Below are 19,506 nucleotides of genomic sequence, written 5' to 3'. Positions count from 1 at the left end.
AAAGAATAAGAGGATTTTTGCTTTTTATTGCGTTACGCGTGCTGTCCAGCGGGAAAGATCTGCACCTTTTGGATTGACTAGTTGTGGTGGGAAAATGAATGTCCATGGCTTTGTAGAGTTAGGCTGAACAGTTAAAACAGGGTCCATATTAAAGGAGCCTTTAGCGATTTGTTTACCTCTGGCATCAATTATTTCTAAAGGAAGCTGTTCAAGATTAATAGCTTTACTATGGCCATTACGAATAAAGATAGAGACGTTTAAACTTCCGTTGTTAGCAAACTTGGCTTGGAGTCCAGTAAAATTGACTTCTGTTTCGCCTAGCTTTGGCAATGTTTTGACGATTTTAGCAAGCTCTTCTTTTTGTGCATCTGGCAATTGTTTTTCCCATGTTGGGTCTAATTCTAGCTGATGTTCACGTAATGATACTAGATTAAAAGCTAATTTCCAGCCTTCTTCAGGTATTTCATCGACTTTGATTGTTGATTTTTCAAATTCAAATACCCATGGGCGAGCACTTTCAGCGGGGATTGTACCCAGTGCCTTAAAGTCGAACCTTTTCGTTGCTACGAGCTCATCATTTTTATCCATGATGAATAGCTCAATTTCACCTAGTTCAATTTCTTCAGCTAATGAAGAACGGAAAAATGCACGTACTAACCATTTCCCAGTACGTGGGTCTGGATCAATACTAATAGAAGAAAGAGATAATTGGTTAGGCTTAAGCGGCTCTAGTTCATTTGCAAGGAAGTTAAAGATATATTTCTGCTCTTGCGGAACATCCCAATCTGGATGAAATGACAATTTCGTTTCAACATCTCGATCATCGTCTGTATTTTCTACCTTAATATTTTCTAGTAAATCTTTAGAATCAATTGTATTTTCTTGTCCAAGCTTATCGGACTTTTTAAAGAATGAGAATAGACCCATTATTGTTGTACCTCCTGTTCAGTTTCAATCATTTTCATAAAGCCTGTGATTTCAATAATTATAGAACGACGTAATTCTTGGAAGTTTTTAGCGAATAGCTCTAAACCTTCACGCTGATAGATACGCATAGGATCTTCTTGTTGATAATGGCGTAAACCAATACCTTCTTTTAAGTGTGCCATTGCTTCTAAATGTTTTACCCAGCCACTATCTAAATAACTCAGCATTACTTGGGGAATGATTGAAATAACTCGGTCGTTTTCTGCGAATTTTTCCATTTTTGCTGTTAGCTCATCTACGGGTTTTTGTAGTGAATCTAAAATTGGGATCACCTTTCCAACCTCTCTATCGATTGTGATAGGTGTAAGGAATAGACTGTTTAATGTTTTTTCCATACCATCATAATCCCATTCAGTTGAAGGTAATTCCTCTGGTGAAGCATCACGTACTGCAAAATCTACTGTTTCGTAGAACATTTGCTTCAATTGTTCTAATAAATCCTCGCCAGCTAAAATTTTGTCACGTAGACCGTAAATAACTGTACGCTGATCATTAATAACATCATCCAATTTTAAATTGTATTCTCGCATTCCGTATTGGGAGCCTTCAACAATTCGTTGTGTGCGGTTAATAAGCTCTTGTACATCTTTGTTTTGGATAATACCTTTTTCATCAACAACCATTTTTGCAGAGAATTTTTCAACTTCTTCTTTTGCGTAACGTCGGAACATATCATCTTCAATAGAGAGAATGAAGCGGCTTTCACCAACATCACCTTGACGACCTGAGCGACCACGAAGCTGATTATCTACACGACGGCTTTCATGCTTTTCGGTACCGATAACATATAAGCCGCCAAGCTCATGTACTTCTTCACCTAGCACAATATCTGTACCACGTCCGGCCATATTTGTCGCTACTGTAATACGTCCTTTTTGACCTGCTTGAGAAATAAGTTCAACCTCTTGCTCAACTGTTTTTGCGTTCAGCAATTGGAATGATAAGCCTTCTTTTTTCAAGTAATCAGCAACTGTTTCAGACTGTAAAATAGATGTTGTACCAATTAAGACAGGTTGTCCCTTCTCATGGCGTTGTTTTGCTTCAGCTGCCACGTATTTATATTTCGCTTCCTGTGTGCTAAATATAATATCAGGCTTATCGACACGTTGGCGTGGACGGTTTGTAGGAATTTGAATAACTTCCATGCCGTACACTTCTCGTATTTCTTTTTCTTGTGTTTTCGCCGTACCCGTCATCCCAGAAAGCTTCGGATACATGCGGAAATAGTTTTGAATCGTTATTTGTGCTTGTGCTTTGTTTTCTTCAGTAATCGTCACACCTTCTTTAGCTTCAATGGCCTGATGTAAGCCATCCGAAAGCGAGCGACCTTCTAAAATACGACCAGTGAACATATCTACAAGCTCGATTTTGTCATCTTTAACAATGTAATCAACATCACGCTTGAACATGACATGAGCACGCACAGCTTGGATAACATAATGATAAAGTGTTTGGTGTTCAAGATCATATAAATTCTCAACATTGAAGGCAGCCTCAACCTTCTCAATGCCCTTGTCTGTTAATGAAGTAGCCTTTGTTTCATCATCAAAGTCATAATCTACTTCAGCTTTGAAACGTTTCGCAAGCATAGAGGCAATACGATGTAGTTCATCATTCGCAGCCATTTTTCCAGCAATAATTAGTGGCGTTTTTGCCTCATCAATTAGTACACTATCTACTTCATCAATAATGGCAAAGTGATAAGGACGTTGAACTTTCTCTGCTAAGCTATGAGCCATGTTGTCACGTAAGTAGTCAAAACCAAATTCAGTCCCGACTCCATAAGTGATATCTGCATTATATGCTTCTTTTTTTGCATCTGGCTCCATCATTGGAACGTTTAAACCAACTGATAAGCCAAGGTATCGATGAATTTGGCCAACTAGTTCATAGTCGCGCTTCGCCAAATAATCATTCACGGTGATGACATGAACACCTTTTCCTTCTAATGCGCGTACATAGGAGGGAAGGGAGGCGACAAGCGTCTTACCTTCACCTGTAGGCATTTCTGCAATATTGCCTTCCGTTAAAACAAGGCCGCCAATAAGTTGTACATCGAAATGACGCATACCTAATACACGTTTTGAGGCTTCGCGTACAACAGCAAATGCTTCTGGGATGATTGATGTAATCGGTTCGCCTTGTTCTAAACGATTCTTGAAAACAACAGTCATCTCTTTTAATTCTGCATCTGACTTGTTGACATATTTTTCTTCAAGATTATTAATTTGATCTACTATTTTATAGTAGCGTTTTAATTGACGAGCACTAGTTTGCTCATCGTTACGTTTAAAAATTGAGAACATGAAATATACGCTCCTTTTAGGTTGTCTAAATGCTAGACACCTCATTATTCTATCAAATTTTACGAATGGTGACTACATTTGACATACAGTAATCTACCATATTAAAAGTAAGGAATAATTTTTGTGAATTGGTGGAAAATAAATAGAAAAAGTATATTTCGTTGCCAGTTCGTGCTATAATCAATTTGGATTCCAATGTAGATTATTTTTTGAGGAGGAGAGACATGATTTACGTGTCTTTAATAGTAGCATTTGTTGCTTCCATATTGTTAACTCCACTAGTTAAACGATTAGCGTTCAGAATAGGTGCGGTTGATGCACCAAACTATCGAAAAGTTCATGCACGAATTATGCCAAGACTTGGCGGATTGGCGATTTTCCTTGCTTTTTTAATAGGTGTTGCCATACTGTATCCTTATTTAACTTCAAACGGTGTACTACCATGGAATGTTAGTAAATATAGTTTATTGGCAATCATAATTGGTGCCTGTATTATTGTAGCAACAGGCGTTATAGATGATATGCGTGAGATTTCTGCAAAGGCCAAAATGCTAGGTCAGCTTGCAGCAGCACTTATTATTATTTTTGTGGGTGGTATTCAAATTGATACAATTAACTTACCATTCGTCGGAGTTTTAGATTTTGGATTACTAAGTATTCCTTTAACAATTTTGTGGATTGTTGGCATTACAAATGCTATAAATTTAATCGATGGTTTAGACGGTCTAGCTGCAGGTGTTTCAACGATTGCCCTTATAACATTAGCAATCATGGCCTTTATTATGAGCAATATGTTTGTTTTGGTCCTTGCCGCTATATTAGCAGTAGCATCATTCGGCTTTTTATTTTATAATTTCCACCCTGCCAAAATCTTTATGGGTGACACAGGAGCGCTGTTCCTCGGATTTATGATTTCTGTCCTTGCATTACTTGGATTTAAAAATGTCGCATTCGTGGCTTTGATTATTCCAGTAATCATTTTGGGAGTACCAATTTCTGATACATTCTTTGCAATTGTTCGCCGTGTACGGATGAAGAAGAAATGGTCTGATCCAGATAAATCACACTTACATCACCGTTTACTGGATATGGGCTTCACACATCGCCAAACAGTGCTTATTATTTATGGAATTGCAATGATGTTTGGTTTAGCAGCCATCATTTTCTCCATGGCAAAAGTATGGGGCGCTATTTTACTAATCGCTGTCATATTAACGGCAATTGAAATCTTTGTTGAAGTCATTGGACTAGCAGGGAAAAACTACAAACCATTACTGAACTTTGTTCGGATATTTAATAAATAAAATATTAAGCAATCATACATGTTTATGTGTGGTTGCTTTTTTGGTGGTTGAAAATAGCGAAGGACTAGCTATGAAATTGAATCAAGAAGTAGCCTCGAGGTGTAGAAGAAAACTGCTCTAAAAGGGTAATGTTCAGGTCGCGAGGAAAACTGCTCAGGTCCGGTTGGGAATTGAGGTTAGTATAAAAAGTGGACACGGAAAACTGAGAGTAGCTATGATAGAAATAACTATTTTAAAGGACGTGTACCGAATGACTAAAAAAATAACCCAAGAATATCGTGATTATGTTGTGAAATTAGTAGTAGAAGAAAATCGAAAAGTAACAGAATTATCGTATGAATTAGGGATTGGGGAATCTTCTATTCATCGCTGGGTAAAAAAGTATCGTGATGGAAAAAAGCAAGAAAATGGCGACGTGAAATATATAACCCCTTCGGAGCTAAAGAAGTTAGAAGCGACTTATGAAAAGAAACTTCGTGACTTAGAAGAGGAGAATGCCATTCTAAAAAAGGCGATGCACATCTTTGCCAAAAACCCGCAGTAGTGTTTGAATTTATTGAAGCGCATAAACGGGAGTTTTCGATTGTAAAGATGTGCCGTGTTCTAAAAGTATCGACGAGTGGCTATTATAAATGGTTGGCAAAACAGGCAGCACCGATAACAGAAAAAGAAGAATATAAAATGAAAGTCACACAAAAAATTAAACAATCGTTTCATGAAAGCTATGGTACGTATGGCAGCCCGCGAGTACATAAAGATCTGTTGGAATGGGGTTATCCGCTTTCACAAAAAACAGTGGCAAATATCATGCGAGGACTGGAACTGTGCGCAACACAGCCGAGAAGCTATGTGACGACAACAGATTCAAATCATGATGCACTGGTGTATCCGAATATACTGAAACGCATGTTTTATGTGGAAGAACCAGATCAAGTATGGGTCGCTGATTTTACCTATATCCGAACGCTGGAGGGATGGGTGTATTTAGCGAGTATTATGGATTTGTATTCTCGTAAAATTGTAGCGTGGGAAATGGCCGATCATATGAAAGTAGATTTAGTGTTAATAGCTTTGAAAAAAGCGTTCTTCATACGCCGACCAAAAAAAGGACTCATTCATCATTCAGACCGAGGGGCGCAATACTGTTCAACGGAATATATCGAACTTTTAAAAAAGCATGGTTGCCAAATTAGTATGAGTAAAAAAGGTGACCCGTATGACAATGCCTGCATTGAATCGTTTCATGCGACCATAAAAAAAGAAATGATTTATCGCCAAAAATTCCAAACAAAGAAAGCAGCCTTCAAAGCGATAAATGGCTATATTTCAAATTTTTATAATGAACGTAGAAGACATTCGACCCTTGGCTATCGTTCACCGAACCAATTTGAACGCTTGACGTTACAGAAACACGCAAGTTAATCTCAAAACCGTTTCAAGCGATGGAAATCAATTGTTCGAGCTCTTTGAACAATTGACTTCCATTGCCCACCAAACGCAGTGCGGTAGCTTTAAAGCTCTCACTTTTTTATGTCCACTTTCTTGACAGAAGACCAGAATTGATCAGGTAGCAGGGAAAGCTGCTCAGGTCCGGTTGGGAATTGCTCAGGTAGTAAGGAAAACTGCTCAGCACCAAATGGAAATCGCTCGGGTAGGTGAGGAAACTGCTCAGGGATAGATGAAAATCGCTCAGATTGCCAAAATCAAAGCCCCTATAACCCAAGATAGCGAGATACAATGAATCGACACAAAACAAAAGTATCCCATATAAAAAGCCTTTCCACAAAATATCGTGGAAAGGCTCTTATTTTAGTTATTGGGCGTTTCTATTATCTGCTTCCTCATCTCCAGCCGCGTTCACTTTATCATGATTATTATTCGTTAAGCTAGAGGACGTTTTATTAGCATCAAGATGGTTGTTAAGTATTTCAGATACTTCATCAACCGATTGCTGATTTAATTGATAGTAATAAACACCAGTAGACATATCATCAACACCATCTAATGTTAAAGAATCAATACGCGGCATGCCTTGTGTTAAATAGGATAGGAATGACTTCATTTCAGTAAATGTCATATTGGTCTTCATGTTATCACCAAGTGCTCTAATAACATCATCGTATTTTGTAATGGATTTAACAGAAGCAACTTTATTGATAATGGCTGTTAATATTTCTTGCTGACGTTTGCCACGTTCAATATCACTATCCTGCTTACGTGTTCTAGCTAGAGCTAGAGCTTGACTACCATTTAAATGCTGTAGACCAGGTTGTAGATTAATGGAATTTCGGTCGAATTCATCCTTTTCGTGTAGCTTATATGGTACTTCCGCTTCGATGCCGTCTAATGCATCCACCACATCGATAAAGGCATTAAAATTCATACGAACATAATAATCGATAGGAACATTTAATAGCTTTTCTACTGTATCGATTGTTGCCAATGTGCCACCGTATGCATGAGCATGAGTAATTTTATCCTCATAGCCTACTTTTGGGATAAAAACGTATGAATCGCGAGGAATACTTAACATTTTAATTGTTTTAGTTTCGTTGTTTAGTGTTGCTAAAATAAGAGCATCGGAACGAGAGTTATCAGAACCTTGACCTCGATTTTCGCTATCATCCACGCCCACAAACAAGATGGATACATTATCATGTACAGGCTCTACTTTTTCTTCTCGTAGTGTAGAAACATCTCGACCTTCTAATTCTTCATGTGCTGAATTTGCTGCATGCTCCGCTTGCTTTGTGATATAGACACCATAAGCTGATGCGCAAATTAGTAAACTAGCCACAAGAAGAAGGGAAACTTTTATAATTAAAGAAGTTTTAGAGCGCTTCTTGTTTTTATTATTTATTCTATTTTTCATATTTAGTATATTCTCCTCTGAATTTTGGGAATAATAGAGCGATGAAACTAGTTTTTTATCAAAGAACCTAAAAGAATGTGTGATTGATAAAATAGCTCAATATTAAAATTATACTATGGATATTAAGCTTTCGACAATTAAAACTATTTATTTCACAACAAATTCGATAAATCGAGCTTCTTCAAAAGAAATTTTCGCTTGCCCATTTGTCATTTCTGTTATCCAGTTTCGGAACTGTTCTTCCTCTTCTTTTAGCACAGATACAACAATTTCTACACCTTCCAAATATCGAATTTCTTCTAACGTATACGAAGAACCTCGAATTTCGTTTTCTACTTTACCTAGCCAAGTGTAGTCAATGGCGATTTTCATAAAATGATGAAGTTTGCGTTCAACAACCTGTGCTGCAAGTAATCCTTCAGTTGTTGCTTTACCGTATGCACGGATAAGACCGCCACCGCCAAGTTTTATGCCACCAAAGTAACGTGTAACCACAACGACTGTATCCTTTAAGCCCTGTTTCTTTAGGACCTCTAACATAGGGACGCCAGCTGTACCACTAGGTTCCCCGTCATCATTCGCTTTTTGAATATGATCATGCTCACCAATTAGATAAGCAGAGCAATTATGTGTCGCATTATGGTGCAATTTTTTTATGCGATCAATAAAAGAAATTGCATCCTCTTCCGTTTCTGCACGTTCTATATAAGTAAGGAAGCGTGATTTAGAAATTACAATTTCGCTTTCTCCATATCCTTTTACAGTTAAATAATTTTCTCTCATATGTGACATTCTCCTTTAATCTAGGGTTTTATTCTATAATTTTCATGAAGAAAAAGCATTAATTTTTATCATTGTGATGCTATAATAGGTGTAGACTGTAGAATATATGAAATTGGTCTATTAGAATAGTAAGTAATCATAAGACATTAGACTGGGGAGTACACTATGTTTTCAAATGATACCTTCGATTTAAAGTCGCTTGATGACGTATTTAATCGAATGTTAGAAACAATCATGAGCTCTAAAGATGATATCTTTATTATAAGTGAACAAAGCCGAAGAAGCTTTGAAGATATGCAAAAAGAGCTAGAAATTGTTAGAAAACAAATTTCAATTGTCATTGAAGAAGGCGATGCTTTAGAAAAAAGTACACAGCTTGCAAAGCAAAGACTTGTTTTAGTAAGTAAAGCTTTTGATAATTATACCGAAGAACAAGTTAGAGATGCATATGAAACTGCGCATGATTTTCAAGTAAAGCTCTCCGTTATTAGAACACAAGAAAAGCAGCTACGTGATAAAAGAGATGATCTCGAGAGAAGATTAAGAGGTTTACTCGATACGATAGAACGTGCAGATCATATTGTCAATCAAGTAAATGTCGTTTTGAATTACTTAACGTCAGATTTAAAAAATGTTGGACGGGCACTTGAGCAAGCAAAGATGAAGCAAGATTTTGGTATACGTATTATCGCTGCACAGGAAGAAGAGCGAAAACGTTTATCGAGGGAAATTCATGATGGACCTGCTCAAATGCTAGCAAATGTATTAATGCGTACGGATTTAATTGAAAGAACATACCGTGAAAAGGGTATTGAATATGCTTTGGCTGAAATTGCTGATTTAAAGAAAACCGTGCGTAATGCATTATCCGAGGTACGACGTATCATCTATGATTTAAGACCAATGGCACTTGATGATTTAGGAATTGTTCCGACATTAAAAAAGTATTTATCGACAGTGACAGAATACAATCCTGGTGTTGAGATTCATTTCCAATCGAGCAGCACTGAAAAGCGTATACCTTCTAATTATGAAGTCTCTATTTTCCGATTAGTGCAGGAATGTGTCACTAATGCCATGAAACACGGAAAATGTAAGGATATTTGGGTGAAACTTGAGTGGCTGAGAAATGCCGTAAATATTGTCGTCAAGGATGATGGTATAGGGTTTGACCCACAAGTAGTGAAAGACCATTCATTTGGGATTTTAGGAATGCGGGAGCGTATCGAAATACTGGATGGTACAATCTCAATTAAAAGTGAAATAAACCGCGGCACTACGGTACTATTTAAAATTCCGTTAGAAGTCGAATAAAAGTAATTGTTGTAGAAATCTAGGGGGTAAAGACAAATGACGAAGATTATTATTGTAGACGATCACCAGCTATTCCGTGAAGGAGTAAAACGTATTTTAGATTTTGAAGATACGTTTGATGTAGTAGCAGAAGGTGATGATGGCACGGATGTGGTATCCTTATACGCTGATAACCAACCAGATGTTGTACTAATGGATATTAATATGCCAGGCAAAAATGGAGTAGAGGCTACAGCGGAGTTAATTAATGAATTCCCTGATGCAAAGGTAATTATGCTTTCTATCCATGATGATGAAACTTATGTAACACATGCACTTAAATCAGGTGCTCTTGGCTATATGCTAAAAGAGATGGATGCGGATGAAATCGTTGAAGCAATTAAGGTAGTAGCAAACGGTGGATCTTATTTACATCCGAAAGTTACTAAAAATTTAGTAGCAGAATTCCGACGCCTTTCTGAGCATGAAAATAAAGGAAACTTCCATCAAGCAGAAATTCGCCGTCCATTCCATTTATTAACAAAACGTGAGTGTGAAGTATTACAGTTATTAACGGATGGTCAATCAAACCGTACAATTGGTGAAACACTGTTTATCTCTGAAAAAACTGTTAAAAACCATGTTTCTAGCATATTACAAAAAATGAATGTCAACGACCGTACACAAGCTGTTGTTACTGCCATTAAAAACGGCTGGGTAGAAGTACGATAATTGCATAGCATTACGATAAAAGCTGTTTTAAAAAATTACTTAATGATTTAGTAATTTTTAAAGCAGTTTTTATTTATCTGTATTTAAAATGAAGCGTCAGGTACAAGACTAGATTTGAGCTAAGTAAAAAAATATAAGTGGGAGATTGGTTCAGCTAGCAATCAGTGGGGGATGAAGAAAACCTATTGATTGTGAGGTACTTCTTCTTGATGAAAAGTGTCACAATTTATTGAAGAGAGCGTTTAAATGGTGCAACATTTTAAAGTTATGAGCGTCATATGAAAGATGTAGCACCTAAATGTTGAAAATACACAACAAAATTCCTACGACAGCATTTATATGCTACAATATGCGCGGGAGGTTTTTGGATGTTAAAGAAAAGTATTCTAGCAGTTTTTACCTTATTAATACTAACTGCCTGTGGTAATAAAAATGAAGATATGAGTGCGGAAGAACGCGCAAAAGTTATAGAGGATGGAACTGTTGGTTTTGAAATGATGGGTGAAAATGTAGAGAAAGCTACAAATGTGCCAGCAGAAGAAGAAAAAGCCATTTTAGGGGCATTCGATGAATATATTGCTGCTTTAAACGCAGAAGAAATTGAACGTTATATGCAAACAATATCGAAAAATCCAAAGGGCTTTAAATATGATGAAGAAGAGGCTTACGCAACTGAGGCATTCGACCAATTTGATATTACCCGTGATGTTGAAAATGTCACAATTGCAAAATATGGTGATGGAGAAGCACAGGTTTTTGCTAATATAAGGATGCATTCCTTACAAGTTGAAACAAATATAGAACATGAAAGTGCGGGTCGTCAGGTAACGGTCTTTGTTAAAGAAGATAATCACTGGAAGGTAACGAGCGTCTTTTATATCGGAGATGACACGAAATCAACTACAGGAAAATAGCGAGGAGGAATATCTTCATTTTTATTCTACAAAGAAAGAACTGAGTGAAGATATCCTCTAAAGTAAGAATCTGACTATACATAGAAAATGAATGTGAAATGGATGCTAGTCCTCTAGCAAAAATCTAGAATAACGGAAAGTAAATCTTGCTTCCTATTCAAAATCGGACGGGTTTACATATGACCGTAATTCATTTCACATTCATTTCTTTTTATTGTAAACTATGAAGAATAGGAGAGTGGACATGGATGAGGACGGCAATCGTAACAGATAGTACAGCATATATTACACCTGAAGAACGAGCACGCTTAAACATTCATATGATTCCGTTAAGTGTAAATATCTCAGGACAATTATTTGCTGAGGAAGTAGATATCACAGCATCTGAGTTTTATGATAAGGTGCGTGGGGCGAAAGAATTCCCTAAAACAACACAGCCTCCAATTGGAGAGTTTGCCACTCTCTTTGAAGAGCTTGCAAAAGATTATGATGCGGTTATATCTATTCATTTATCGAGTGGCATTAGCGGGACCTATCAAGGTGCAGTTCAAGCTGGAGAAATGGTGGAAAGCATTGATGTTTATACCTTTGATAGTGAAATATCCTGTGCCGTACAAGGCTTTTATGTATTACGAGCAGCTGAAATGGCAGCACAGGGTTTTTCAGCAAAAGAAATACTTGCTACATTGGCGGACATGAAGCAGTATACTCGTGCTTACTTCATTGTAGATGACTTAGCTCACTTACAGCGTGGGGGACGTTTATCTTCAGCGGCAGCATTAATTGGGGGCTTATTGCAAGTAAAGCCTGTTCTGCATTTCGTAGACAAGGTTATTGCCCCTTTTGAAAAAATTCGCACACGTAAAAAGGCATTAAAACGTGCAGAGGATTTGTTAGCCGAAGATGCGAAAAAATATCAAGCGATGGATGCGGTTGTGATTCATGGTAATTGCCAACGTGAGGCAGAAGAATGGCTAGCACAATTAGCGTCAACCTACCCAAACGTGAACTTCACATTGAGCTATTTCGGTCCTGTTATTGGTACGCACTTAGGTGAGGGCTCTATGGGACTTGGTTGGACCAAAAAATAACTTAGATAAGACAGTCTCTACATAATATTTGTAGGGGCTGTTTTTTATCTTCATTCAGCAGAAGATCCACACCTCTACAGTGGAGAGATGAATGCGGTTTTGGTTTCTTTTCAGTGGGCGAAGATAAAGCCTCCGGCGGATGTCACGGATTTTCAAAGGAATGAACAAAAGGATGTTACCCTAAAATCTTCGCATCCTGCGAAAACGGCTAACTGACCTGCATCGTGCAGGCCTAGGCACAATTCAAAATCCGGACGCATTGTTTATCTGTGCGAAAGCGAAGCGACAGCAACAATTACGCCAAGGCGAAATTGATTTCGTATCGAAAGGAGCAAAAAAATGAAATATAGAGGTTGGATATTACCACCTGCTTTGAGGGATTTTCATGAAGGACGTATTTGGCTTAAGGAGCATTCACCGTTTACAAAAGATCATATCGATAGGGTCATTGAATGCAATTACTTCCATATAATAGAAGGAATCCAAAAAGAGCCACATTTAAAATGCAATCGTTGTCATAATCAAGACCCTCGGCAATTTACTGTGTTTGATTGTTCAAAATGCGAGCAATCATGTATTTATTGTAGACATTGTCTTCAAATGGGAAGAGTAAGTAGCTGTACAGAGTTACTTATCTGGATAGGCCCCCGTGCAATTAGATCAAGAAAGCACCCACTGAAATGGGCTGGACAATTTACAGAGCTTCAACAGCGAGCGGCAAATGAAATACTAGAAAGCATAAAAGCAAAGCGCTCTCATCTGTTAGCGGCGGTATGTGGTGCAGGAAAAACAGAGCTACTTTTCCCATCAGTCCATTATGCATTAGTGCAAGGCCTACGTGTATGCATTGCAACACCTCGGACTGATGTAGTACTAGAATTATTTCCTCGCCTTCAAACGGCTTTCCCTAGCACAATTATCCATGCTTTATATGGTGGAGCACCAAAGCAGCAAGGCTATGCGCAGCTTGGACTAGCAACTACTCATCAGCTTTATCGCTTTGAGCAAGCGTTTGATGTGATGATTGTAGATGAGGCAGATGCTTTTCCATATACATTTGATGAAACCTTACAAAGAGCTGTAAAAAAAGCAAAAAAGAAAGATGCCCCAATAGTATTTGTCACTGCAACACCTTCTCAAAAGCTACTTCATCAGTATCGAAATAACAGTTACTCCTTTATCCCAAAACGTTATCATAATTATCCATTGCCTGTTCCAAGTTTTTGTTCTTTATGGAGCTATGAAAAATCCTTTAAAAGAGGAAAAATCCCAGGCAAACTGAAACAATGGACTGAAGAGCGTCTCGTACAAAATGAGCCATTTCTAATTTTCTTTCCAAAGGTAGAGTTAATGAAAATAGCTGCACCACTTTTTCAGGCATTAGATGCCAGCATTACCACAGTACATGCTGAAGATCCTGATCGTAAAGAAAAGGTGCTTAAGCTGCGTAATGAAGAAGTTAGAGGATTGCTGACAACCACTATTTTAGAGCGAGGAATTACGATAAAGAATGTGCAGGTGGCGGTCGTTGGGGCTGAATCCGCCATCTTTAATTCTAGCGCACTTATACAAATAGCTGGACGAGTTGGACGTCATGTTGAATTTGCAAATGGTGATATTGTATTTTTTCATCATGGTATTACGGTTGAAATGGATGATGCACGAACGAAAATTCTGGCTTATAATAAGGAAGGCTTTCCTCAATGAATAAAATAGATACACATTGCTTATTATGTGCAAATCTGTTAAAGGATCCCATCTCATGGACAACTCTATTAACTAAACGATTTCAACCAACTATATGTGAAAAATGCTCAGCACGCTTTGAAAATTCCCAATCAGCAACGGCTCTTTATCAATATAATAATGCTATGAAGGAATATTTACATCAGTATAAATTCCTTCAGGATGTCGCACTGGCAAAAGTATTTCGACAAGAGCTTTATGATCGCTTCAAACGTGAAAAAGCTACTATCATTCCAATTCCTATGCACCCTCTCAAACAAAAAGAGCGTACCTTTTCGCATATGGAAGAGCTATTAAAAGCTGCGAATATCCCGTATAGTCAACTATTAGAAAAAACGACAACTGAAACGCAAAGTGCCAAAAATAGAGAGGAGCGCATGCAAGTGGCCCCGCTATTTTGTCTAAAAGAAGGGGCTTACGTAGAGCATAAAGAATATCTCCTTTTTGACGATATAAAAACTACTGGAACTACTTTACAACATGCCACTGAGATTTTAGTAAATGCTGGTGCCAAAAGTGTCCAATGCTTCACATTAATTAATGGATGAAAATGCTAATGCATCATGTATAATAGAAAACGAGTATAGAAGAAATCGCAGATAACTGTTATTTATCTTCATTCAGCAAATGTTTTTTGTATCGAAAGCATAGCGGCAGATACAGAAGACTCCCACTTCTACAGGTGGTGAGATGAATGCGGTTTTGGTTCCTTTTCAGTGGGTGTCAAACACCTACTGAATGAAGATAAAGCCCCCGGCGGATGTCACGGATTTTCAAAGGAATGAATTGTGCATGCACAATTCAAAATCCGGACGCAATTACGCCAAGGCGAAATTGATACAGAGGAGGAAGAGTAGATGGCAGAGGTTCGTAATTGTCCAAAGTGTAATGAATTTTTTAATTATATAGGTGTCAGAGAAGTATGTCATAAATGTGCTCAATCTGAAGAAGAGCTCTATCAAATCGTTTATCGCTTTTTACGTAAACGTGAGAACCGTGCTGCAACAGTGGAACGTATAGTAGAGGCAACTGGAGCTGAGGAAGAGCTATTATATAAATGGGTGCGCAAAGGTCGTTTACAGCCTGCAATGTTTCCTAACCTAGGCTACCCATGTGATAATTGTGGTCACCTCACAACAAAAGGTAAGCTTTGTTCGAAATGTCAGGATGAACTGAAGTCAGAGCTTCGAACGTTTGAGGCCGCTAAGGAGTTCCGTGATAGTGTAGAAAAGCGTGATCGTGTCACATATCATTCTGAACGAAAACGATAAAGATGGAAAGTGTGTTAATTTTAAACAAAATTAGCACACTTTTTTTATGTTTGAAAACTTAACATTATGCAAGACAATCCGAAATAATAGGAAGATAAGCTTTTTAGATAGGAGGGGAAAAAATGAAAATTACATCTTATGGCATCAATGCAGTAAACGCCTATAAAAATCAAGTCCGCAATGTAAAATCAGGCGATAATAAGGCATCCTTTGCGGATAAAATCGAAATTTCAAAGGCTGCACAAAATATGCAAGGGATTTCAACATACAGTACTGAGCGTGCTGAACGCGTTCAGCAATTAAAGGAAGATATTGCTTCAGGCGAATATAAAGTCAATGCTCGTCAGGTTGCAGAAGATATGTTGAAATACTATCGTTTCTAGGGAATAACGGAAAGGGTGTTTAGCAATATGTCGATAGAAGCGATTTGCTCTACATTAACAAAGCTAGAAAGAATGCATAAAAGCTTGCTAGAACTAGCTAATAAAAAAACGGAAATCATTACAGTTGGCGATATCGAAGCACTGGATCAAATGCTCAAGGACGAGCAAGCCCATGTAGCGGCAATCGATAAGCTCGAGCAACAGCGTCAGAAACAGGTAACGGACTACCTTGGAGCAAAAGGACTTGCTACCACTGACAAAACAACTGTCGCAGATGTCATCGATGCAGCTGAGCAACAGACTGAAAAAGACACACTAACAGCAGTTCGCAATCGTTTATTGCACATCATCAATGACTTAAAAAAGCAAAATGATCTCAATCAAAAATTAGTATTTCAATCATTACAAATTGTGAATCTTACATTAGATGCTACTCGTCCTTCTCGTCCAGAGCAATTTAACTACTCAGGTAATGAAGTACGAGGCACAAATACCATGGGCAAAAAATCGTATTTTGATTCACAAGCGTAAATTTTCTAGAAAATAGAGGTTATTAAAGGGAGGAAAAGACATGCGCTCAACATTTATGGGCTTAGAGGCAAGTAAACGTGGTTTATTTACACAGCAAACAGCTTTATATACAACTGGACATAATATTTCTAACGCCAACTCATTAGGATACTCTCGTCAGCGAGTAAATATGCAGGCTACTCCAGGCTTTCCAACAGCAGGTTTAAATCAACCATTTTATCCAGGACATCTTGGAACAGGGGTTGAAACTGGTTCGATTCAACGTATTCGTGATGAATTTATTGATCGCCAATATCGTCAAGAAACTAATAAATTTGGTTATTGGGAATCAAGAACAAAGGCTATATCTCAAATGGAGGATATTATTAACGAACCATCTGAATTTGGGTTAGACAAGGCTTTTGAGCAGTTTTGGAAAGGACTTGAGGATGTTGGTAACAAGCCTGCAGATGCAGCAGCACGTAAAGTAGCTATTGGTCGTGCACAGCATTTAGCACAATCTTTCAACACCATTGATACACAATTAAAAACGATTCAAGGTAATCTGGGTAAAGAACTAGATGTCTCTACAACACAAATTAACACTATTCTAAAGCAAATTGCAGCCGTTAATAAACAAATTCAAGAAGTAGAGCCAAATGGGTATGTACCAAATGATTTATATGACGTCCGTGATGTATTAGTAGATAAATTAAATGAGTACATACCTGTATCGATTGAACGTGTTCCTTCTGGCGGTCTCGCTTCTAAGGTTGCTGAAGGTAGCTTGAAAATAACGTTTAAAGGTACTGATGGTGTTGTCAGAAATTTAGTAGATGGAAAAGATTTTGCGCAGTTTACTGCAATGGGAACTAACGGTAGTAAGGTTACAGGCGATGACATTACCAATGTATTTTCAGAATTACAATTAACAGATATTGAATCGTTAGAGGATCATGAGGCGGGAACTGTCACTAGCTCCCAAGCGGCTATTGGACAACAGGATTTTGAAGCTTCAAAAGGAAAATTACTCTCCCTTATAAATTCCTATGGATACCAAAGTACTAGTGGTATAAAGGGCTACTACCCTGAAACATTAGAAAAACTGGATCAGTTAGCGAATGCCTTTATTGAAGAATTTAATAAACTGCATGCAAATGGCTATACATTAGAGCAAAAAGATTCTAATGGGGTTGTAACTACTCCTTCCACTAATGGGGGACTTTTCTTTTTGGGTGCAGGTACAGGTGCAGGTGGGATTAAATTTAATGAAGCCATTGAAAAAGATCCAAACCTTTTAGCTGCATCTTCTGGGGTTACTCAAGAAGGTGATGGTAAGCATGCCTATGAGCTTGCGAATATGCAATATAAATTGTATGCCTCAATTGGAAATGCTACGATGCAATCATTTTATCAAGGGGTTGTTGGAAAAATTGGTGTAGACGGTGAGGAAGCTCTACGCCTAGCTGCAACTTCAGAATCTCAACGTCTAACTGTGTCAAATAATCGTGATGCTGTTAGCTCTGTTTCGTTAGATGAAGAAATGACAAATATGATTACCTTCCAGCAAGCGTATAATGCTAATGCTCGTATGATTACTGTTGTTGATGAAACATTAGATAAAATTATTAATGGTATGGGACGGGTAGGTCTATAAGATAAATAATTTATGGAGAACAGCTCTCCGACTAACAAGAAGGGAGTTTTTATAAAAATGCGCGTAACACAATCAATGCTTTCAAGTAATATGTTACTTAATTTAAATAGAAGTTATGGCAAAATGTCTAAGCTTCAGGATCAACTTGCCTCCGGCTCTAAAATTACTCGACCATCAGATGATCCAGTAATAGCAGTTAATGGAATGGGCTATCGTCGAGATTTAGCAAAGGTTGAGCAGTACACACGCAATATGATAACAGCAAGTAATTGGTTAGATTCATCTGACGAATCTTTGAATCAAGTTGGCGAGCAAATGAAGCGTGTCCGTGAGTTAGTTATTCAAGCTGCCACTGATTCCAACACTCCTGAAGATCGTGATAAAATTAAAAAAGAAATTGATCAAATTCGTCAGCAACTTCAGGATGTAGGTAATACAAATATAAGTGGTAGCTTCATATTCAGTGGAACGAAAACAAATGAACCTTTATTTGTAGGGGGAACTATTAATCCAAATGTCAATACAGAAAATGTAAACATAGAAATTTATGATGGAATTCAAATTTCAGTCAACACACCTGGTAATGATCTATTTAAAAATATAGATGATATGATTGGGAAAATCTCTGATTTATTAGGAGATCCAACAAAAACTGGGAAAGAAATCGGTGATATGCTTGGAGGAGTCTCTACCACAAGCACAAGTGATGATATCACAGCAATGCATAATAAAATCCTTGAAGCACAGGCTGATATTGGTGCTCGTCAAAATCGTGTAGAGATGATGGAAAACCGTCTTAGCGTTCGTGAGGTCAGTGTTACAAAGCAACTGAGAGATAATGAATCTATTGATTATGCGAAGACCATTACAGAAATGGTCACAAATGAATCTATTCATCAGGCTGCACTTTCAGTTGGTGCAAAAATTATTCAGCAAACCCTAGTAGATTTTATCAGATAAAATAAAACCTACTAGGATTCTGGCCCGAATGCGAAGCGGGAGGGGCAAACTGTATATTGAATAAAAAAGCGTCTGGACGATATGTTCAGACGCTTTACTTGAAAGGAATGATATAAGATGAGACTTCCACAAATTCAAATTCATACAACTGATATAAAAATAGAACTTGAGATTACCAAGCCTATACAGCGCATTGAACAGCCAAGCGCTACACAAACGATTGAACAACCAGCGGCTATATTGGAAATTCATACAACTAGAGGCGTTTTAACAATTGACTCTTCTCAGGCAAGACGTGATTTAGGTTTAATTGGCCCTTTAGAATCAAGTTCAAACTATGCCGAAAAGGGTAAACAAGAAGCTCTTAAGGGAATAGAACGTAGAGCACAAGAAGGACGCCAAATGATGGAGAATGCCGGGAAAGGACAAGGGCGCTCAACCATCCAAAATATTGCCAAACAAAATTACGGTCCTCACCGACCAGGACCTTATAATATTAAATTCGTCCCTTCGATAGGTTCAGTAAAAATCGATTATACGCCAGGAACTACAGATATTAATATCGAACGAAGAGAACCAATAATTGACGCAAAGGTGAACAAACCAATTCATGAATACACACCTGGGAAAGTAACTGGTACAATGGTACAAAGACCAAAAGTTGACATCGATGTCATCATTTAAAGGAGTGCATAAA

At 37.8% G+C, this 19,506-nt stretch carries 19 protein-coding genes; 15 read left to right on the top strand and 4 right to left on the bottom strand.

The annotated features are described in order from the left end of the window. Positions 1-24 precede the first annotated feature (24 nt). Complete coding sequence (locus AC2CGN_RS19755) at positions 25-927, bottom strand: accessory Sec system S-layer assembly protein (protein WP_054770184.1); 903 nt, start codon at positions 925-927, stop codon at positions 25-27. After that, positions 927-3,293: an accessory Sec system translocase SecA2 gene (secA2, locus tag AC2CGN_RS19750; RefSeq protein ID WP_484515774.1), complete on the bottom strand. Its 2,367-nt coding sequence runs from the start codon at positions 3,291-3,293 to the stop codon at positions 927-929. The genes AC2CGN_RS19755 and secA2 overlap by 1 nt, the downstream gene beginning before the upstream one ends. Positions 3,294-3,517: 224 nt before the next feature. Between secA2 and AC2CGN_RS19745 the strand changes: the two genes are divergently transcribed. From AC2CGN_RS19745 to AC2CGN_RS19735, 3 genes are all read left to right on the top strand, one after another. Next, entirely contained in the window at positions 3,518-4,597 is a 1,080-nt protein-coding gene (locus AC2CGN_RS19745) for a glycosyltransferase family 4 protein (RefSeq protein WP_429984332.1), read from the top strand. Between the two features lie 250 nt (positions 4,598-4,847). Further along, positions 4,848-5,141: a transposase gene (locus tag AC2CGN_RS19740; protein WP_427505128.1), complete on the top strand. Its 294-nt coding sequence runs from the start codon at positions 4,848-4,850 to the stop codon at positions 5,139-5,141. Further along, positions 5,141-6,019 carry an IS3 family transposase gene (locus AC2CGN_RS19735; RefSeq protein WP_484515772.1) on the top strand — a complete coding sequence of 293 codons (879 nt, stop codon included), beginning with the start codon at positions 5,141-5,143 and terminating at the stop codon, positions 6,017-6,019. The genes AC2CGN_RS19740 and AC2CGN_RS19735 overlap by 1 nt, the downstream gene beginning before the upstream one ends. 391 nt (positions 6,020-6,410) lie before the next feature. On the opposite strand, the gene AC2CGN_RS19730 is transcribed toward AC2CGN_RS19735, so the two are convergent. After that, entirely contained in the window at positions 6,411-7,469 is a 1,059-nt protein-coding gene (locus AC2CGN_RS19730; protein WP_429980341.1) for an LCP family protein, read from the bottom strand. A 147-nt stretch (positions 7,470-7,616) separates the two neighbouring features. Continuing rightward, entirely contained in the window at positions 7,617-8,252 is a 636-nt protein-coding gene (locus AC2CGN_RS19725) for a YigZ family protein (protein WP_429980342.1), read from the bottom strand. Positions 8,253-8,417: 165 nt separating this feature from the next. Between AC2CGN_RS19725 and AC2CGN_RS19720 the strand changes: the two genes are divergently transcribed. The 12 genes from AC2CGN_RS19720 (at position 8,418) to AC2CGN_RS19665 (ending at position 19,493) form a co-directional block, all read left to right on the top strand. Continuing rightward, on the top strand, positions 8,418-9,566 hold the full coding sequence (locus AC2CGN_RS19720; protein WP_429990950.1) for a sensor histidine kinase: 1,149 nt from the start codon (positions 8,418-8,420) through the stop codon (positions 9,564-9,566). A gap of 36 nt (positions 9,567-9,602) precedes the next feature. After that, entirely contained in the window at positions 9,603-10,277 is a 675-nt protein-coding gene (locus tag AC2CGN_RS19715; protein WP_054770182.1) for a response regulator transcription factor, read from the top strand. Positions 10,278-10,645: 368 nt separating this feature from the next. Continuing rightward, positions 10,646-11,191, top strand: coding sequence for a nuclear transport factor 2 family protein (locus AC2CGN_RS19710; RefSeq protein WP_286925084.1), 546 nt, complete (start codon positions 10,646-10,648; stop codon positions 11,189-11,191). 248 nt (positions 11,192-11,439) lie between these two features. Then, positions 11,440-12,282 (top strand): DegV family protein, encoded by an 843-nt coding sequence (locus AC2CGN_RS19705; protein WP_484515768.1) that lies wholly within the window; start codon positions 11,440-11,442, stop codon positions 12,280-12,282. A 339-nt stretch (positions 12,283-12,621) separates the two neighbouring features. After that, on the top strand, positions 12,622-13,989 hold the full coding sequence (locus AC2CGN_RS19700; RefSeq protein WP_484515767.1) for an ATP-dependent helicase ComFA: 1,368 nt from the start codon (positions 12,622-12,624) through the stop codon (positions 13,987-13,989). After that, the gene (locus tag AC2CGN_RS19695; RefSeq protein ID WP_484515765.1) at positions 13,986-14,576 is read left to right on the top strand and encodes a ComF family protein; all 591 of its coding nucleotides are present in this window, start codon (positions 13,986-13,988) and stop codon (positions 14,574-14,576) included. Before AC2CGN_RS19700 ends, AC2CGN_RS19695 begins: the two co-directional genes overlap by 4 nt. A 309-nt stretch (positions 14,577-14,885) precedes the next feature. Further along, positions 14,886-15,299: a TIGR03826 family flagellar region protein gene (locus AC2CGN_RS19690; RefSeq protein ID WP_283870813.1), complete on the top strand. Its 414-nt coding sequence runs from the start codon at positions 14,886-14,888 to the stop codon at positions 15,297-15,299. A gap of 122 nt (positions 15,300-15,421) precedes the next feature. Then, positions 15,422-15,682 carry a flagellar biosynthesis anti-sigma factor FlgM gene (flgM, locus tag AC2CGN_RS19685; RefSeq protein ID WP_283870814.1) on the top strand — a complete coding sequence of 87 codons (261 nt, stop codon included), beginning with the start codon at positions 15,422-15,424 and terminating at the stop codon, positions 15,680-15,682. A gap of 27 nt (positions 15,683-15,709) precedes the next feature. Beyond that, complete coding sequence (locus AC2CGN_RS19680) at positions 15,710-16,213, top strand: flagellar protein FlgN (RefSeq protein ID WP_484515763.1); 504 nt, start codon at positions 15,710-15,712, stop codon at positions 16,211-16,213. 40 nt (positions 16,214-16,253) lie between these two features. Continuing rightward, on the top strand, positions 16,254-17,849 hold the full coding sequence (gene flgK / locus AC2CGN_RS19675; protein ID WP_484515761.1) for a flagellar hook-associated protein FlgK: 1,596 nt from the start codon (positions 16,254-16,256) through the stop codon (positions 17,847-17,849). Positions 17,850-17,906: 57 nt separating this feature from the next. After that, positions 17,907-18,809 carry a flagellar hook-associated protein FlgL gene (gene flgL / locus AC2CGN_RS19670; RefSeq protein WP_484515759.1) on the top strand — a complete coding sequence of 301 codons (903 nt, stop codon included), beginning with the start codon at positions 17,907-17,909 and terminating at the stop codon, positions 18,807-18,809. A 117-nt stretch (positions 18,810-18,926) separates the two neighbouring features. Next, entirely contained in the window at positions 18,927-19,493 is a 567-nt protein-coding gene (locus AC2CGN_RS19665) for a DUF6470 family protein (protein WP_484515758.1), read from the top strand. Positions 19,494-19,506 lie beyond the last annotated feature (13 nt).

This window comes from Lysinibacillus sp. DFXJR4, from assembly GCF_057196045.1.
The sequence above is the reverse complement of the archived record's forward strand: the minus strand, read 5'-3'. Positions and strand labels throughout refer to the sequence as shown.

Bases quoted from the DNA above. Each gene is read 5' to 3' on its own strand.
- AC2CGN_RS19745 (WP_429984332.1), top strand. From the start codon at position 3,518: ATGATTTACGTGTCTTTAATAGTAGCATTTGTTGCTTCCATATTGTTA.
- flgK (WP_484515761.1), top strand. From the start codon at position 16,254: ATGCGCTCAACATTTATGGGCTTAGAGGCAAGTAAACGTGGTTTATTT.
- AC2CGN_RS19755 (WP_054770184.1), bottom strand. From the start codon at position 927: ATGGGTCTATTCTCATTCTTTAAAAAGTCCGATAAGCTTGGACAAGAA.
- flgL (WP_484515759.1), top strand. From the start codon at position 17,907: ATGCGCGTAACACAATCAATGCTTTCAAGTAATATGTTACTTAATTTA.
- AC2CGN_RS19705 (WP_484515768.1), top strand. From the start codon at position 11,440: ATGAGGACGGCAATCGTAACAGATAGTACAGCATATATTACACCTGAA.
- AC2CGN_RS19710 (WP_286925084.1), top strand. From the start codon at position 10,646: ATGTTAAAGAAAAGTATTCTAGCAGTTTTTACCTTATTAATACTAACT.
- flgM (WP_283870814.1), top strand. From the start codon at position 15,422: ATGAAAATTACATCTTATGGCATCAATGCAGTAAACGCCTATAAAAAT.
- AC2CGN_RS19730 (WP_429980341.1), bottom strand. From the start codon at position 7,469: ATGAAAAATAGAATAAATAATAAAAACAAGAAGCGCTCTAAAACTTCT.
- AC2CGN_RS19690 (WP_283870813.1), top strand. From the start codon at position 14,886: ATGGCAGAGGTTCGTAATTGTCCAAAGTGTAATGAATTTTTTAATTAT.
- AC2CGN_RS19680 (WP_484515763.1), top strand. From the start codon at position 15,710: ATGTCGATAGAAGCGATTTGCTCTACATTAACAAAGCTAGAAAGAATG.
- AC2CGN_RS19715 (WP_054770182.1), top strand. From the start codon at position 9,603: ATGACGAAGATTATTATTGTAGACGATCACCAGCTATTCCGTGAAGGA.
- secA2 (WP_484515774.1), bottom strand. From the start codon at position 3,293: ATGTTCTCAATTTTTAAACGTAACGATGAGCAAACTAGTGCTCGTCAA.
- AC2CGN_RS19695 (WP_484515765.1), top strand. From the start codon at position 13,986: ATGAATAAAATAGATACACATTGCTTATTATGTGCAAATCTGTTAAAG.
- AC2CGN_RS19700 (WP_484515767.1), top strand. From the start codon at position 12,622: ATGAAATATAGAGGTTGGATATTACCACCTGCTTTGAGGGATTTTCAT.
- AC2CGN_RS19720 (WP_429990950.1), top strand. From the start codon at position 8,418: ATGTTTTCAAATGATACCTTCGATTTAAAGTCGCTTGATGACGTATTT.
- AC2CGN_RS19725 (WP_429980342.1), bottom strand. From the start codon at position 8,252: ATGAGAGAAAATTATTTAACTGTAAAAGGATATGGAGAAAGCGAAATT.
- AC2CGN_RS19665 (WP_484515758.1), top strand. From the start codon at position 18,927: ATGAGACTTCCACAAATTCAAATTCATACAACTGATATAAAAATAGAA.
- AC2CGN_RS19740 (WP_427505128.1), top strand. From the start codon at position 4,848: ATGACTAAAAAAATAACCCAAGAATATCGTGATTATGTTGTGAAATTA.